We start from the raw sequence: 17710 nt of genomic DNA on the forward strand, positions 1-17710 counted from the left end.
AAATTCATAATGGCATCGTTTTCTCTTTAGCCGATGCCCTCTTATTTGAAACATCTCGTTTCGACACCCATTGATTATAGCAAACGCTCAATTCAAAAGGCAAAATCATCTGGATGACAAATCGAAGACAGAAAAAAGGACACCCGTAGATGTCCTTTCGCAATTCATTATTCTTTGACGTCGACCACGCGGCCTTCGACCGTCGGTGTGACTTCGCCAAGTTTTACGAGGTAGTCGCGCATGATCTCCCAGTCGATGAGACCGAGGTCGTTGACGCGTCCTTCTTCGTAAGCCTTCTTGAACTCGAGGTAGTTGTCGCCGCCTTTAGCCGCGAAGAAGTTCGTCGCGATCTTATACGTCGCAGACGGGTCGATATCGACGTACGTCTCACCTTGGAGCACTTGCGCCTTGACGACGCGGCTGTTCGCCGGTTTCGAGCTGTCGAACTCGAGCTTCATGCCAGACATGTGGAGGAAGCCGCCGCTCTCGATCGGATAGACGCTGACGCTGCGCTCAAGCGCCGCGAGAAGCTCGCTACCTTGAAGCGTCATGACCGCGAGTGTGTTACCGAACGGGAGTGTCGTGAGCACTTCACCTGTCGTGATCGGACCTTCGTTGATGGCTGCACGGATGCCGCCCGCGTTTTGAATCGCCGCGACGACTTGTGGGTCTGCTTGCTTCGCACGATCGAGCATGCCGTCCGTGATCAAGTTTCCGAGTGCCGTCTCATTTTTACGTACGCTCGGCTTCGTCACGTCGCCCGAGTCACGCAAGTTCTCGAACACAGCTGTCGTCGAAGCGCCGATTTCAGCGTTCTTGATGCCGTCGATTTCAGCCGCGAACGGTGCGAGGAGACGAGCCGCCCCTGGGTCTGGCGCGTACGTCTTCACGTCGATCAACTTACCGGCTTGCGAGACGACTTTTCCGTCTTTGTCGAACACGAGGTCGAGCGTGCCGAGGAAGTCGCCGTACTGATACGCTTGGACGATGACCGTCGGGTTGTCGCCTTCAGTGATGAGGACCGGTGCGTCGAGACGTGTATGCGAGTGACCGCCGATGATGACATCGATGCCGTCGACGTGCTTCGCGAGCTCGAGGTCGTTGTCGATCGCCGGGTTGTCATCGTAACCGAGGTGCGACACGGCGACGATTTGGTCGACGCCCATATCTTCGAACGCCTTGACGGCTTTCTTCGCTTCTTCGATATAGTTTTGGAACTGGATCGGTCCTGGGCTCGCGATGTTCGCCGTGTCTTCCGTCGTCAAACCGAAGAATCCGACTTTCTTGCCATCGACTTCTTGGATGATTCCTTCATACAAGCGGCCGTTGAACGGTTTTGTCGCGATTTCGTCGCGGAAGAGCGACTTCATGTATTGGTCGCTCGAGTAATCGACGTTCGAGCTGACGAACGGGAAGTTCGCGTAGCGGACGAATTGCGAGAACTCTTTATGGCCCGTCTCTGTGCCGAGATCGAACTCGTGGTTACCCGGCACCATCATGTCGTACTTCATGTAGTTCATGAGTTTGAGGTCGACTTGTCCTTTGAACTCGTTGAAGTAAAGCGACCCTGAGAATACGTCACCAGCGTCAACCAAGAGACGGTTCGGGTTTTGCGCGCGGAGTTCTTTGACCGCAGCGGCACGGTTCGGTGCGAAGTCGAGTGAGGCGTGCGTGTCGTTCGTATGCATGAACGAGAGCTCGTACCCTTTCACTTCGTAAGGAACGTCGAGCGTCACCGTACGGCCTTTATGTGTGTACGATGCCGTCGCCGTGAATTTCCCGATCTTGTCCGTCGACAAGTTCGTCCACTTCACCGGTTGACGGAGAACACGGTCGACGAATTGGATTTGGAGCGTGTTGAGTTGACCCGTCAACTTCTCGCCGTGTTTGAACGTCAACTCACCCTTCGGTGCGATGATCGCTTTCGGATAGTTGATGACGCGCACTTTCTTCTCGAAGTGCTGGTTCTTCCACTTAATGTAGCCTTTGACCGTTTGATATGTACCGAGCTTGTCCATGTCTACCGTCGATTTGTACCAGTAGATCTTGTTGCCTTGGTATGTCTTGTCGAGCGCTGCGTCGAGATCCCCGTTCTCGACGAAAGCCGCCTTCAACTTCACCGTTTGTTTTGCCGGGGCTGCCTCTGTCACGACCGCAGGGGCGATCACCGATGCCGTGAGCGTCGCCGCGAGCATCCCTTGATAAAACTTGCGTGTTTTCGAATTCAACATGCAATTATTCCTCCTTTGATATGTATAAGTCGACCGAAACGAAGTCACACCCGCGATTTCTCCCCCATTGCTTGATGTCTGACTTCAAGCCAATGGAAGCGATTACAAAATCCGTACTGACTTCACCTTTAAAGATACGCAATCTCATAAAATAACACAATTACTTTTCTGTAAATATTTCGTTATTTCTTTTGGATTTTGAAAAAAGAGGACGCCAAATGGCATCCTCTCGACGTTTTTACTCTTCGACGACCTCAATCTCTTCTTCCGGCACGTCGACCTCGCCTTTTGGCATCTCGATCGTGCGCGAGCGTCCGTCCGAGAGCGAGTACGACACGACGTATGCCGACTCCGTCTCGGTCACGTGTGAGAACGTGATGCGCGTGCCCGTCTTCGACATGTGGAACAACGTGACGAACGACGTGCCCGCCCCCGTCTTCGTCGAGACGACTTGGTGGCGCGGCGTCCATTCGAAGTCGCGATAGGCGACGAAGCTCGGCTCGAGGCGCATGACGCCGGTCGAAGCAATCGGCATTTGCACGACTTGGAGCGTCCGTCCTTCTTTGTCACGGAACATCGTCTCGCCGTCTCTCTCCTCGGTCGGCTCAAGGTCGACGCCGAGGTGGAACCGCTGCGTGAACGAGGCGCGTGAGTCCGAACGGACCGTATCGGCGACGATCACCGTGCCGGCCTGGTCATGGGAAATGCTGCGCGTGTGGTGGACCCCTTGTCCCATCAGTTCGCTGTAGCCGGTTGCCCGTTGCAACCCGTCCGTCTCCTCGACCGACAAGATGCCGCTCTTCCCGAGCGTGCTCGCATGGAGCGTCAGCTGGCGCGTGCCCGTGTTGATCGTGTTGTGGGCGTTGACGTGGACGGCCTGATTCCGTTCCGGCAAGTTCGTGTAGCCGAAGCGGCCCGTCTCGACGATGAAATCACGCCCATAGCCGTACAAGTCGATGCTCAAATCGTCCTGATGCTTGTGCGCCGTGTTATGGAAACCGGCCGTCATCATGAGCGAGACCGCGTCCGCAAACGGTTTCGTCTCGCCCCAATGCTCGCGCAGGACGGCGTATTGCGTGTGGAGCTGCTTCGTCCGCTCCAACGGACGGACGCCTTCCTTGCCGCCCGTGACAGCAAACAATAGGTGCGGGTAGTCGCGTAGCGTCGAGATCATCGACGTCGTCCGCGGCTCGCCCGTCGTGTCACCGAAGAGCGGCAACGTCCGGTTCGGCTTGACGAGATGGACGAGCGTCTCCGGCATCTGTTCGACTGCTTCGAGTCGCGGTGACGTCGTAAATCCGTTCGCCTCGATCCAGCGATTGAAGCGGTACAGCATCTCATACGTGTACACTTGGTAGCCCGGCGAGTGCTCGAGGTGGACGTTGTCCGGGCTGAGCGAATGGTCGAGCTGTTCGGTCAGACGCGCGGCCGCCAGCTCACGCCATTCGGCCGACCGCTCGAGTTCCGGGAACGTCTCGGCGATGTCGGTGAGCGCCATGTCTTGGAAGATCCCGTGGTTGTGGCGCGGACGATAGAACGACGGCGTCGACAACACCTCGCCGTGTCCTTCGACGGCCCGGAGCACGAGCGCGCTGAACGCGGCGTCATTGTTCAGACGCGAGCGCTTGTACTGGTTCCAGAAGTTGATCAAGTGGAACGTGCGGATGGCCGTCCCTTGTTGATGGTAAGCGTTCGGGTAACGTTTGTATTGCGCGGTCGGGTACTGCTTGACCCAACCCTCGACGAGCTGCTTCCCGTACGCCAAATATTTGACGTCTTTCGTGTAATGGTAGGCCATCGTCACTTGGTTCAACACCATCCAGTACTGCGCCTGGAACATGAACGACGTCGAGTCGCCGACTTTGATGTCGCGCTCCCAGTCAAACGTGGCGATGTCCGGCACGGCTTGACGGCCTGGTGTCGCCCCGAGCCGCCAGCTGCCGTTCAAGGCCGAGTCGGCTTGAGACACGGCTTGCGCCTCCGTCAAGAAACCGTAATAGTACGGCACTTCGCGCTTCACCGAGCGCGCCGTGTAGTTATGGAGCAGGCGGTCATATTGGCTGTCGGCGACGACCGCTTTCGTGAGTGTCGTCGTCTTGAGCGGGATGTCCCGCTTCAAGCCGTACGTGCGGCGCCCGTCGACCTCGACTTGATAGTAACTCCCCGAGACGCCGACGACGTCGTAGCGCTTGTTCGGTGAAAGCGTGGCGATCGGTCGCATCGACTTGTCCGGCATGAGCCGATAGACGGTCGTGTCTTTCCCGACTTCGGTGAAAAATGGACGTGTGCTCGCTTCCGCGCCGACCGATGTCGCCGTCAAGACGAGTGCTGTCGACAAGAGCGTGCCTTTCATAAGTAGATTCATCAAATACCCCTTTTATCTTTTTTTACCATCATACCATGATAAAGAGGAAACTTTTTCAAAATGAAGGGAATCATTTTTTAGTTTCTGTTTCCAAATAACTCATTTCCATCATCTTACAAAACAAACAGCTTGAGCGTCGGTGCGTTGCTATACTAAAGAGAAAACAAGAAAAAGGAGTACAACTCATGAAACGATTCATCATTCTCACGTTGATCGCCGTTCTCGTCGCCAGCATATTCCCGCCGCCCGTTTCGGCGAAGACGTCGTACGTGACCGCGAAGCAGGTCGCCCTCAAGCAGTCCGCGTCAACGAAAGCGAAGACGCTCATCACCATCCCGAAAGGCAAGACCGTCACCCACTTATCCGACAAAGGCAGCTGGTCGAACGTCCAGTACGGCAAACAGAAAGGATTCGTCGCCAAACGGGATATCCAGAAGCAGACCACCGCACCGAAACCGGTGACAGACGTCGTCCCGGCACCCGTCTTCGGGTCGTTCAGCTACTTCACGTATAAAGGCGGCGACATCGTCAGCATGCTTGGCAAGACGTACAAAATTGACGCGCCGTTGCTGCCGTTCTTCAAAAAACACGCAGGTGTATTCAAGACCGTGTTCGGGATCCCCGTCACGGACGGGAACGTGATCACCGGGTTCAAGGTGTTCTATCCGAACCAGTTCCATCCGGGTTCGTTCACGCTCGATATCGACAAGGCCGCCTCCGAGCGAATCGAGACGTTCGTCATCAACGTGAGCTCCCATCTGAGCCCGACCATCGTCATCAACGCGGCCAGTCCCGTCACGCAAGTCACGACCGCCGGCTCAAGTCCCTACCAACCCGGCAAAGCAGACCTTCGGCTCAACGGGACGTTCCGCCAAGTCGCCGTCACCGGAACGTCGCGCCTTTCAGGAAAAGCGACGATTGAACGGGTCGTCTTACGGATGGGCGACTTTTATCCATCGCCTAGTTCTTATATCGCTCAATTAAACGTAAACGGGACGATCAACCACCTCGAGTCGACGTTCGCCGACGCCCAAGTGACGCTCGGTCGTTCGACCGTCGTAAAACATGTCATCGGCGTCTCACCGAACCAAATCTCAGACGGGGCCCATGGGTTGATTAAAGGAACGAAACCATCGGCCGTTCCGGTTCGAGGCCGATGGATGAACCCGACCGAGCAACAAATCAGCGCCTGGCTCATGCGCCTCGCGGACGAAGAAGTCGACGTCGATACCGTCGCGTCGTGGTTGCGCACGCTCAAATTGACGGGCGTCGAAGCGGACCGGTTGCCGTCATACAAGGTCGCCTTAACGAAGAACGCCCACGCCTATGACACCCGCGTCTCACTAGCAACCGCAGCGGACTGGCAGCGCCTCATCGATGACGTGAACCGAGCGCTTCGCCCCGGGCCGTTAGACCGGCCGTATGTCATGACGACGCAACGAAGTCATCTCGAGGATTTGGTCCTCCGTCACGACCGTTCGCTCGTTTCCTATGATACGTCGAAGCGTGACGACTACCAGCGTGAGCTCATCGGGTTGATCGATCCTTCCGGTAAACTGATCGACGTCGCCTTCAAGCGGACGTTCGAGAACCAGGTCGTGCGACACCACGGCGCTTACAAGGAAGGTGACTTCGTGACAGAACAAGCTCCGTACCGTGAGTCAGGCACGTATCGCCACGTCTCTTTGATCGGTTCAAATCGCCACCACTTCACGTTCGACGTGACCGTCAACGGGCGCGAGTCTCGCGTGACGAAAGTCAATGGCGAGACGTTGTCCGCCTATAAACTGGCACCACCTCGCATCGAAGTGAAACGGGCCGGTGAGTTCTTGCTCATTCGTACGCCTGACCGCCGATGGATGGATAGCGTCCAACAAGCCGTCGCCCCGAACGCAGCGTATTTCGACCCACGTATGATCGCGACATACCGCGTACCGGAGGCCGGGGCGTGGAACGGCTCACCGTACTTCGTGCTATACGCCTCTTCGTACGTACCCGGGCGTAAGCTCGTCTTGCAGGCTTACGGATATGACGATGTCGTCATCACGATCCCATAAGTAGAAAGGGCGTTTCATCAAACTTATACAAATGAATGAATCTGGAATTCTTACAAGTGTGAAAGTAAATAAATTCAAAATCATGACCTAAAAAATTAAAAAATAGTGCGACAAACATTGGGTATAATTGTATACTGAAGTGGAAGAAACTGATAAAAAGAGGTGCGGTCATGACAACTTTTCTCCCTTGCTCCGAGCGATTCACATATAAACGAAACTTGCAGCGGCTCGCGGAGATCGACCTGCATCAGTCAGCCACGTGTGAGTTCTCATTCACGCTCCACATTAGTAAACAAGCTCAACTGGCCGAGCCGTTCCGACAAATCGACTCGTTTGACTCGAGCTCGCTCTGGAAATGGTTCCCGAACATGAAAGCCAAGTACGACTCACAGCGCGACTGCCTCAAGGCGGCGACGTCTTGTCTGTCCGTGATCGTCATCGACTAACATCCACGAGGTGCCACGCGCACCTCGTTTTTCTATGCGAAAACGCCTGCCCGAAATCATTCGGACAGGCGTTTTTTTAGCGGACCGTCACATACACGGTCTGCGTACGCCCTTTCGGCGTCGTCAGTTTGATCGTCAGGCGCGTGCCTGACTTTTGGGCCGCGATTGCGACCGGTGTCGACTTCGACGTCACCGCCTTCGTCGCGAGGAGCGTCGTCCCGCGATGGATCGTGACCGTCCCGTAGTCGACGTTCGAGTTGACCGTGACCGTCCGTGCCGTGCTCGTCGGAGCGGCCACCGTCATGACCGGCGTGAGACCGGCCTTCACGTTCACCGTCTGCACGAAGCGGTATACCCCGCGCGTGCTGACGAGCGTGATTTTTGCGTTGAGCGGCTGCGGTGCCAAACTCATGACGACACGTCCCGTCGACGAGCTCTTGCCGCTCGCGATTTGACGCGTCCCGTTTTGGAGCGTGACGTTACTGTTCGGAAGCACCATGCCGACCCACGTCGTCTGCTCGTCGTGGAGGCGGATGTTGCTGAACGTCACTTGCGGGAGCGCGAGGCGCGTGTCGAGTTTCTGCCCGTTCCGCACTAAGCGGACGAGGACGATATCGCCCGGACGAGCCGGGATCGTGAACCGTGTCGTCGAAACCGGTGTCGCCGTCGTCAGCTTGCCGTTGATGAAGAACTGAAGCTCGGCGCGTGTGTCACGACGGACGTTGACGACCGTGTGCGTCGCCGTCATCGCGACGTCCGTCACTTCTAAAATCGTCGGTCCGATCGCAGCGACTTGATGCTCAATCGTTTTCGTCCGATCACCAGCGCGCATGACGACGCGGACGACGTCTCCCGGTTTTAGCGGTGTCTCGAGATGGAGCAGGCTTCCGCCGGTCCCGAGCAACTTGTCATTGACGTAGTAACTTGTCGTCACGAGACGAGTCGTCGTGTTGACACCGATTGACAGATCGCCTGCCGTCGGTGTCTTCCGCAACGTGAACTCCGGCTCGGCCCGTTCAAAAATCGTCAGTACTTTCTCGCTGCTGACCGGCCCGCCGAACGGACGGTAGTAGAACTGGACGCCTTTCGTGAGCGGGTCGACCGAGTCCGTCACTCGGAAAATCCCAGACGCATCCGCTTGGACCGTCTCATAGTAGCTATGGTAACGTTCTTTCACGAAGAGGCTGATCTTTCCGTTAGGGACCGTCTTGAAGGCGACGCCCGTCTCCGCGTTGTCGCCGACGACTTTGATGTTCATGTCGAGCGGGATGCCGTCCGTGACGGTGAACCGTTTCTTGTAGGCGGCGGTCGTGCTGTCAACGGACGAGATGACGAGCGGCGCGCCTTTCACCAAACGGTCCGTTTGGATATGGAACCGTCCGCCGGCATCGGCGCGGCCCGTATACGTGACCGGTTGACCGTTCGAGACGGCCTCGACCGTGATCGAGGCGCGCGGTGTCGTCTCCCCGATGATTTCGCCGTCCATGCCATACTGTTGGACCGTGACCGTACCTTCTCGCTTCACATAGAGCGTGTCCGTGAAGCGGAGACCTTTATACGTCATGTGATAGTATACAGACGTCGCTCGGTTCGACTGAAGCGGCGAAGTGATGCCAGAGTCGGCATAGGTCGGTGTCAGACGGTCGAGCGGGATCATCCCTTCGGTGCCGTCAATCCGCGTCTCTTTCAGGGAGAGCGGATACGACCGGTTCATGTATAACGTCATGTCGCCGGTTTCGTTCGCTGTCCGATCGATGAAGAACTCGAGCTTCTGTGGAAGCTGACGGTAGGCAGATAGCGCCATCCGTTCCCCGTCGCTGAAGACGATCGACTCAGGGAACACGTTCATCGACACGGCGACCGGATACGTCGTGACGTCCGTTGTCGCGACATCGTATACAGAGTACGCGCCGTCTTGGTACCAATGGATCGCGCCGTTCGTCATCGCGTAGTTCGTGTCCGACTCATTCCGCGTCGTTAACGTCACACTGCCAGTCACTTCATTATAGATATAGTGGGCCCGGTTATGGGCGTGCACCGTGTAGATGGTGATGTTTTCGAAAGACAACGGCTTTTTGACAAGGATGTCTTGCTTCGGGAGCGTGCGGGTGAAGCGCGTCTCCCCCGTCTCGGCAGAAACGTGTTCGATTTGTTCCAATTGGTCCGCTGCCGCAAGGATCGTCTTCCCGTCCGCCGTCAGCGACACGTTCGACGTGCCGAGATTCTTCTGCCAGATGACGTCGCGGGCAAGCGTCGTCGCGACGGTTTTTCCGTCGTTTTGATACCAGAAGAGGCGGCCGTTGCCGATGTCGGCCCCGATGAGGCAATCATATTCCGGGAACGAGCTGATCTGGACCTTCCCGTCTAAACCGACGACATAGAGCGTCGACGAGCAGTCGGTGCAGCGCTCGGTGAAGACGAGGTAGTCGCCTTCCGGGCTGACGAACTGGTCGACTTGAGTGAAGCGGTTGAACGTGACGGCTTCGGTGAGCGGGATTCGCTCGCCCGTCGTCGTGTGGTACAGCTCCTTTCCGTCATTTAAAAGAACGTAAGGGCTATTGGAGATGCGTTGATGGGGCGGGAGCGGCTCACTGCTCGTCGCGGCGTTCGCACTCGGCACGGCGAGTCCGCCGACCATCAAGAAGAGTGCCAATAAAAAGATGATTCGATTCACGTATGTTTTCCTCTTTTCTTAAAATTATGGGAAATGATATTTTTTATTACAAAAAAAGTATAATCTGTTTTTTAGAAAAGGGGAATCATTTTTTGTGCAAGGCATAGAAAAAAACCGGCAGTGCCGAGGCACTACCGGTTTACAAGATGGCTCCGTCCGAAGACTTTGCTCTATTTAACCCTAAGGGAGGGTCAACAATTAGTTAGTGATAGTGATTGTTGCTGGCGAAACAACTTTGTTTCCAGCAGCATCAACGATATCAAGCGTGTCAACAAGTTTCAAAGAAAGACCTTTTGAAAGCTTGTCAGCATCTACTGTAGCGATAGTTACATCAACAGTCGAAACAGCTGTTGTACCTACAGCAGCGTTTACAGTTTCAGCAGGAGCTTGCGCTTTTCCGCCTACCAATACTTCGAAATCATATCCAGCTGCATCCGTAACGACTTCGCTGAATGTGATACGCACTTTGTTCGTATCTACTAATTTAGCAGAAGTTACTGTTGGAGCAACATTCTCTTTAAGGTTCGCAACCGCAGTGTAACGATCCATTGCTACAGTAGAACCTTTCGCTTTAACACCTTCAACAGCAACGTTACGGTCACCAGTGAATGCGTTTGAACCAGCAGCGAGTTTAAGTTCTGCAACTTGCTGTCCGCCAGCAACTGGGAGAAGTGTTACTGAAGAGATGACAGCTCCATCAATGCGGTAGTTTGAGATGTTCGTCGCTGATGCGCCATCAACCTCTTTGTCGAAAGTTACCAACACTGTGCTGTTATCTCCAGCTTTTTGTAAGAATGAAGAAGCAGCGACAACGCCAGCTTTAGTTTCGTTAACTGGAGTTCCATCTTCAGAACGTACGAACGAAGCTTTAGCAGCTGTTTGTGCTACGCCTGATTCGCTAGCTACACCCGCAAGAACGAGGTCAACGTTGTAAGAAGCACCTTTTTCGTTAGCGCCACTCAAGAGTGAAGCAAGCGCGACACGTACAACTTTTTTGTTGTCAGCGTTTTTGAATGCGAGCCCTGTAGCAGAACCGTCAATTGATTTTGTAACGAAATCTTTAACATATGTTCCTTGTGCTTTAACTGTAGCACTTGTGAGTACAACATTCTTATCAAACGTGAGCTCGAGGTATTCTTTTTTATCAGTTGCGTCAACAACGACTGCAGAAGATACAACTTTAGGTTCTACAACATCTTTTACGAATGTGTAAACGCGTGAGAACGCATCTCCAGCTTCCCCACTAAGATCAGTGTAATTCGATACAGAAACAGTTTTCACACCTTCAAGTACTGAAGTAGTTTTAACAACATATTTAGAAGCGTCGTTGTCTACTTTCGTTACTGAAGCAACTCCTGTGTTTGTAGCAGATACTGCTGGAGCAGCTTGCAACGCTTCAGAGAATTGGATTGTGAATTCAGAAGCACCTGTTTGAACGATTGAAGATACAACCGGTTTCACGCCATCTTTAACACCGAGACGGAATGACGCTGTCGCAGGGTTTGGAGTAATCAAGTTTCCAGCAAGGTCACGTGCACCAATGAATGTTGCAACGATTTCTTTGTTAGCTGTGAGCTTAGAAGCATCAAGTGTAAGTTCAGCGTAATCAGCACCTTGCGCGATTGAGCCAGTTACTGCGCCAGCTGCAACTGCAGATCCGTCAGCATATTTATAAGTGATACCAGCAAAAGCCGTCATGCGCTCAGAGAATTTAACAGTAGCTTTAGTCGAAACAGTTTGTTCAACTCCAGCAATTGTTGGAGGTGTAACATCTTTAGCTAGCGTTACGATTTTAGCGTACTTCTCTACATTATCACCTTTAGCTGTTTTTACTTTGTCAATTACGACATCGTAACGTTTTTCAAGTTGTTGTGTTCCTGTAACAACAAGTGTCATGCCATCAGCAGAAAGAGTACCTGTGAAAGTACCTTCTACTTGACCATCAATCGCACGCATTGTGAATGTTCCAGCCTTGAAAGTACCGTCAGTGTTAAGAAGAGTGTCCTTGTCTACTGCTTTGTTGAATTTAACTTCAACTTGTGTACCGTTAAGTTGGTTGATTGCTTTAACCATAGGCGCTTCAACTGAGAAGTTTACAGCTTCAGAAACCACTTCACCTGATTTAAGGACGAATGAGTGGTCACCTGCAGGAAGACCAGCAGCTTCTGCAGTCAATTTGCCATCCTTGATAGTTGCAGCAACTGTAACTGCTTTAGAAGCATCTTTGAATGGATAGATGACCAAGTCAGCTTTCGTGTCTGCTTTAGCATTTTTAACGTCTGCAGAAACTGAAAGTTTGTTCTCAGCTTGATCAACTGAAGCCATTACTTTATCGAACTCAACTTCACCAGCTACTACTGTGTAAGAAAGCATTTTCGTTACACGGTTACCGTTGTGGTTGTATGAGATGAGGACTTCTTGCTTGCCCAAATCTTTCGTGTTGTAGTTTGCGCTCATTGTGAAACGCTCAGGAGCTTGTGTGTAGATCTTGCCATCGCGGTACATAACGCGGATCGATGGCTTCTCGAGTTCAGAACCAGCTTCGACTTCGCCGAGGTCTTGGTCAAGAACGTAGAGTGGGTAGTTACGAGCGTAAAGTTTCTTGATGTACGTTTTGCCATCAGAACCTTGGCCTTTAACTGTTTGCCATGTGTTGATTGCTGTTACGAGGTGCTTGCCCCATGTGATTTGTACACCAGCTGGTGTGTTAAGAGCGAGTGCCTCTTTGAACTTGCCGCCGAGTACGACTTCTGCTTTGAGCTCAACTGTTTTTGCTGTTGAAGCTTCTGCTGCCATTACCGGAGTAAGAGCTGCTGCCGTCACAGCGAGTGCTGCTGACGCTTTGACTAACTTGAATGATTTCTTTGCCATCTTGTGTAAATCCTCCCTTTGGTATGTTGCGATTTTGCGCTACCAGCTTGCAAGCTTCGCTCCCCCCACTAAACGATTCCATATGTATACGCCATTCGACCGAACGACTTATCCAACCTGATCCTTTAGGTCTTGAGCTTCACCGAAACTAGTAGGTATTTTTCAAGATGTGACTCTTGAACAATTTACCAAGTATGAACTTGGAAAACCTTACATCCATAATATACATAACGCTTCCAAACAGCACAAGCGTTTTTTTTCGTAAAAATGGGAATGATTTTGAATTTTGGAGATTTCGAGATAATTCAATTACTATTTCCCCTTTTTTATAAATGTCGAAAAGGGTCGAAAAATGCCGATTTTACGCCATTTTGAGCAAAAACACTTTTATTTTAACTATAAAAGGAAATTAAATACCTTTAAATGGATTAAAGTATAATTTCCATGTTTAAAATTTGATTCGTATAAAAACAACCATTTCTTCATCCTTATTTTTACATTGACCAAACTTTTAAAAATGAATCAAATCACCTAGTTTAAATTCAAGTGAATGTCTTTTGGTCCTATCCAGCTGTGAAAGTACACAAAAAGAGCCGCCGACACGTGGCCGACAGCTCTTTCTCTCGCGACTTTCTTCTATATTAGTATCCAGCGTATTGGAGCGACTGGATGAACGCGCGCTTCTCGCCTCCGAGGAGCGCCCATTCGACTTCGTAGTCATATCCTTCGATCGTGACGACGATCCGGTTCTCCGGACGAACGTGTTGCTTGATGAACGCGATCATCTTCGCATCCGGTTGGAACAAGTACGACTCTTCGACCGTCCCATCGTCATACTCGTAGTAATCAACATCGTACGGGTCGATCGTGTGGACGAACGACGCCTTGCCTACACGGATGCGGAGCTTCTCGAACTCGAGCGGCTCACCGTCTTCCGCGATGTAGTTGACGAGGAAGCCCATGTTGGCTTTCGTCGGACGGTCAAAGAAGAGCGGCGCGAACGTCTCGTTGTAACGGACCGATCCGTCTGCGGCGAACACTTCCTTATGAAGCGTCATGCGGAAGCCGTCCATGTTGACGCGGTGGAAGTTGTTGAAGAGCGCATGTTGCACCGTGAGCGTCTCAGCGGCACTGCGGTTGCCGGCGCCGTCACGGACGACGAGCGACATCTTCTTCCCGAGCGGTTGTTTCGGGATCGGTAAGACGAACTTCCCTGTCGACATGACCGGGGCCGTGTACGCTTTCCCGTCGATCGTCACGATGACCGTCGCGAGCGGCTCGGCCGTTCCGGCGATCCCGTTCGATACTGTCGTGACGGCTTGTGTGAGGCGCGCCTTGTTTGGTGCGACCGTGTCCGCGACGACCGTCGACTTCACGAGCTCGCTGATCGCGCCGTTCGGTTTCTTCGCTTGTGCCGTGAGCACCGTGCCCACTTTTTGGAGCGCGATGACGCGACGGTAGTTCCCGTTCGCATCGAACGAGCCGTTGAACGTGCTGCCGCCGACCGTGACCGTGACCGCGAGTCCTGGCGTCCCCGTCACTTCGATGGCGCGTGATGAATTATCAACTTTCCCGATGACCGGGGCTTTCGGGCGGGCCATTTCGTCTTCTGCGACGACAATCGTCGTCGTCTCGCTCACGTTTCCGCTCGCATCGACCAAACGGACGTCGATGACGCGTCCGACCGGTTGCGGTGACATCGTGAAGATCGCTTCGCCGTTCGTGCGGATGATGCGCTCATACGTTTTGCCCGAGATGAGGATCTCCGCCTTCGCGCCGACTTCGCCTTTGATCGTGAGTGACGTCGATGTGTGGAACACGGCCGAGACGACCGGTGCGTCCGGTGCCGTCACGTCAGCTTCGACTTCCGGCGTCGTTTCGACTGGAGTCGTCACTTCAGGTTCTGTCGGAACCGTTGTGTCTGTCGTTTCCGTCTGTTCGACAGGCTCGACCGTTTCGGTGTTCCCTTCGGCCGCGACGAACGATGGGCTGAAGCCGCCGATGACGAGTGTCCCGGCGAGGAAAAGTGATAAATACTTCGGTTGTTTCATGTTTATGAATTCCTCCTAAAATAATGTAGCAATAGACAACAAATTTATTATATTGGATTATTTTAAAAATAGGTACATAAATTTCTAAATTATGCGCATGTTTTTCATCTTTGGGAACCATAAAAAAAAGACACCTCCGAAATGGGAGATGCCTCAGGCTCATACTTCGTGAATCATCGTCGCCTGACCGCCTTGCCAGAGCCACGATTCGCCTTCTTTCACATACAGGTGGAGCGCCCAAAAGCGCCCCTCATACGCGTTCGTCCCAAGGATGAACCGCTCTTCTAACAACAGTTGGACGATGGCGAGGTCGCCTTTCACCGTCTCGTCGAACGTGACCGTCTCTTGGGCGATCCACTGGACCGACGCCGGGTCGACGAACTGGTCTAAAAACGTCTCTTTATCGAACTGACGGCCGCTCGAATCGACGTAGCGGAACGAATCGTGCATGATGCCGCGCATCGCCTCGAGGTCCCCGCCCGTCTGGAACGTGGCCCGGTCGTCAGAAAGTTGTTTCATATTCAATGTTTCCATAGATGTACCTTCCTTTCAGCGTTCATCATACCATACAATCCGCCCTGCTTCATCCGGGCTTGTCACACCTAGTTTTTACCAAACATGAATGAGGAATCATTTTTCGGTCTATACCCGTCTCTACGCCTCCTCACACGTCAAGAGACCGGTGTCACCACCGGCCTCTCGTCATTCGGTCCCGAAACGGGCTAGTTGTTGCCGGATGACGGCCGGACGCCGCTCGGCGAACTGGCGCATCTCGGCGAGTTCGGCCTCCCACGCGTCGACGGACGGGATGTTCCCCCAGCGCGCGATTTGCCGCGGCATCTCCGGCACGACCGCACTCGCGACCTCGTCCAGTTTCGACGTCATCGCCTCCGGTGTGAACGGCCCGGCGAGCAGCTCGTCGAAGATCTCAACGAAACGCTCCCGTCCTTCCGTGCTCGCCATGAGCGAGCGGAACAGCGCGTGCTCCGACCCAGGACCGGTCAAGTAGGCGAACATGTCGTAATTGATGCTCTCCTCGAGCGGCAAGCGCCCGGCGAAGCCTTGGTCGAGGTCGAAGACGACCCAGCGCCAACGCCCATCGTGCCCGTAGACGTCATCGTCCGTCAGCTCCGTCGCCTTGCGCCAGACGACGTAGTTGTTGAACATGCTGTCGAGGTTGCCGTAGAACGCCTGATAGGCGACGTACTCCAAGAAGTTGTCGACGTCCATCTGCCGTTCGAGTTCTGTGAACTTGTCGGATTCATTCAAGTCGTTCGTCTCGGCAAAGCGGACCATCTCCCGGTAATGAATCAAATCGGCGTCTTGCCCCGTCTCGATGACGAAGCCGTCCGGCATGTCTTGGTCCGCCTCGAGGATGGCGAGCTCGGTCTCGTCGATGTCGTATTTGATCTCGAAATAATCCGGTGAATACAGTTCCCGCAAGTTATGCAGCCCCCAATACTCCCCGTTCACGAGGACGATCGTCGGCTGATAGTCTTGGAAGTCGAGCGGACGGTCGGCGAGGAGCTCCTGCATGAACGCGTCCCGGAGCATCGCCCCTTGCCAGTCGTTGCCGGCGTTCCGGAGGAGGAGACGGTTGAATTCGGTCTCGTCGTTCCCCGGGAAGAACGGGTGATAGAACCGGCTCTGCCCGTACTCGCTCCGCGCGTACAAGCGAAGACTCTTCTGCGCGAGACCGCGCGAGAAGCCGCCGTGGATGCGGATGCCGATGTCTTGGCCGAAGACGTGCTCGCCGCCTTCGAAGTAATCGACGTGGGCCGGTCGCTCCCATTCCCGCCCCGTCTCGAAGAAGTTGCCGCGCCCGATCTCGAGCGGGCCGTCCGGGACGTCGCCTGGTGTATAGATGCCGATTTTCTCATCGAACAAGTTCCTCGCATCGGTCGTGAGCGAGACGACGGGCAGGTTCGACGTGAACAAGTCCGCGTCGAGTAAATACGTCCGCGTCGAAAGCGCGCTCGTCGCCCCATCCTTCACGCTAATCGCGCGGATGACGAGTGCACGTTCGGCCGCCCCCCGTTCAAACGTCGGCGGGGTCCGGTTCGTCGCCGTCCGATTGTTCGATAAGACGGGCACGCCTGCGGTAAGCGACGGGTCGAGCGTGATTGAGCTCATATAGCGGGTCGACTCGGGTGTCGGGTCGCTCCCATCTGTCGTATAGAAAATCTCGGCCCCGTCCGTCGCCTCGAGCGAGAGCGCCGTCCCGGGTGCGATGATGCCACTGTCAACCGAGAACGTCGGTCGGTCCGGCAACCGTTCGAAGTCGCGGTCGACGACTTGCTCGGCGATCCCGTCGAGACTCGAATAGTCGTGCGTCGCGTTCCCCGTCACGTACAGCCGTTCCGAGATGTCGAGATTCTCGAGCGGCGAGAAGTCGGCGATGCGGTTGTCCCGCAGATTGACGTTGACGAGTCCTGTCAGCCCGCGGAGCGGCTCGATCGATTCGATGGCGTTGCCGCGGACGTTCAGATGCGTCACGTTCGGGGTCCGTTCGAGCGCCTCGAGCGACGTGACGTCGTTGTCACGCAAGTTGAGCGTCGTGAGCGTCTCAGACGCCGGCAAGAACGAGATGTCGCTCACGTCGTTCCCTTCTAAATCGAGCGTCTCGAGCGTGTCCGGGAGATCCGGCACGTCCGTCAGACGGTTGAAGCTCAAGTCGACCACTTTCAAATGAGGTAAGTCGACGAGCGCTGACACGTCGGTCAAACGGTTGCCGGACAGGTTGAGCGTCTCGAGCGATTGAAAATGTTCGAGCCCTGTCAAATCGGTCAAACTATAGCCGGACAAGTCGAGCGCGGTGACGCCCCGGACCTTGTTCTGGTTGAACGAGCCGACCGGGATGTTCAGCTCCTCGGCGAGCGCGGCCTCGAACGCCGCTCCGGCCGTCGCGTTCTCTTCGGCGATGTAATACATGCCGCCCCACGTCCCGGCGAGCACGGCGGCCAACAATCCGACTTTTAGTACCTTCATATAATACGAGCCTCCCGACGTCGATGT

9 protein-coding genes are annotated in these 17710 nt (G+C 54.3%); 2 read left to right on the forward strand and 7 right to left on the reverse strand.

The window, feature by feature from the left end; all coding sequences use genetic code 11:
- Positions 1 to 167: 167 nt before the first annotated feature.
- A complete protein-coding gene (locus L971_RS04870) occupies positions 168 to 2231 on the reverse strand; it encodes a bifunctional UDP-sugar hydrolase/5'-nucleotidase (RefSeq protein WP_047374608.1) in 2064 nt (687 codons plus the stop codon).
- A 238-nt stretch (positions 2232 to 2469) separates the two neighbouring features.
- Positions 2470 to 4596 carry a heparinase II/III family protein gene (locus tag L971_RS04875; RefSeq protein ID WP_052200276.1) on the reverse strand — a complete coding sequence of 709 codons (2127 nt, stop codon included), beginning with the start codon at positions 4594 to 4596 and terminating at the stop codon, positions 2470 to 2472.
- Positions 4597 to 4781: 185 nt separating this feature from the next.
- On the opposite strand from L971_RS04875, the gene L971_RS04880 reads away from it, so the two are divergent.
- Together L971_RS04880 and L971_RS04890 are read left to right on the forward strand one after the other, a co-directional pair.
- On the forward strand, positions 4782 to 6653 hold the full coding sequence (locus tag L971_RS04880; protein ID WP_047374610.1) for a hypothetical protein: 1872 nt from the start codon (positions 4782 to 4784) through the stop codon (positions 6651 to 6653).
- Positions 6654 to 6823: 170 nt separating this feature from the next.
- Positions 6824 to 7099 (forward strand): hypothetical protein, encoded by a 276-nt coding sequence (locus L971_RS04890; protein WP_029334454.1) that lies wholly within the window; start codon positions 6824 to 6826, stop codon positions 7097 to 7099.
- Between the two features lie 76 nt (positions 7100 to 7175).
- Here L971_RS04890 and L971_RS04895 read toward each other — a convergent pair whose 3' ends face one another.
- The 5 genes from L971_RS04895 to L971_RS04915 all read right to left on the reverse strand — a co-directional run bounded on the left by L971_RS04895 (position 7176) and on the right by L971_RS04915 (position 17683).
- Positions 7176 to 9773, reverse strand: coding sequence for a hypothetical protein (locus L971_RS04895; protein ID WP_047374621.1), 2598 nt, complete (start codon positions 9771 to 9773; stop codon positions 7176 to 7178).
- A 198-nt stretch (positions 9774 to 9971) separates the two neighbouring features.
- Complete coding sequence (locus L971_RS04900; RefSeq protein ID WP_052200277.1) at positions 9972 to 12644, reverse strand: Ig-like domain-containing protein; 2673 nt, start codon at positions 12642 to 12644, stop codon at positions 9972 to 9974.
- Between the two features lie 641 nt (positions 12645 to 13285).
- The gene (locus L971_RS04905) at positions 13286 to 14695 is read right to left on the reverse strand and encodes an Ig-like domain-containing protein (RefSeq protein ID WP_047374623.1); all 1410 of its coding nucleotides are present in this window, start codon (positions 14693 to 14695) and stop codon (positions 13286 to 13288) included.
- 159 nt (positions 14696 to 14854) lie between these two features.
- A complete protein-coding gene (locus L971_RS04910; RefSeq protein WP_024370639.1) occupies positions 14855 to 15229 on the reverse strand; it encodes a nuclear transport factor 2 family protein in 375 nt (124 codons plus the stop codon).
- A gap of 168 nt (positions 15230 to 15397) precedes the next feature.
- Positions 15398 to 17683, reverse strand: coding sequence for a CotH kinase family protein (locus L971_RS04915; RefSeq protein WP_047374625.1), 2286 nt, complete (start codon positions 17681 to 17683; stop codon positions 15398 to 15400).
- Positions 17684 to 17710: the final 27 nt, after the last annotated feature.

Source organism: Exiguobacterium sp. ZOR0005, assembly GCF_000798975.1.
Taxonomy (GTDB): Bacteria; Bacillota; Bacilli; order Exiguobacteriales; family Exiguobacteriaceae; genus Exiguobacterium; species Exiguobacterium aurantiacum.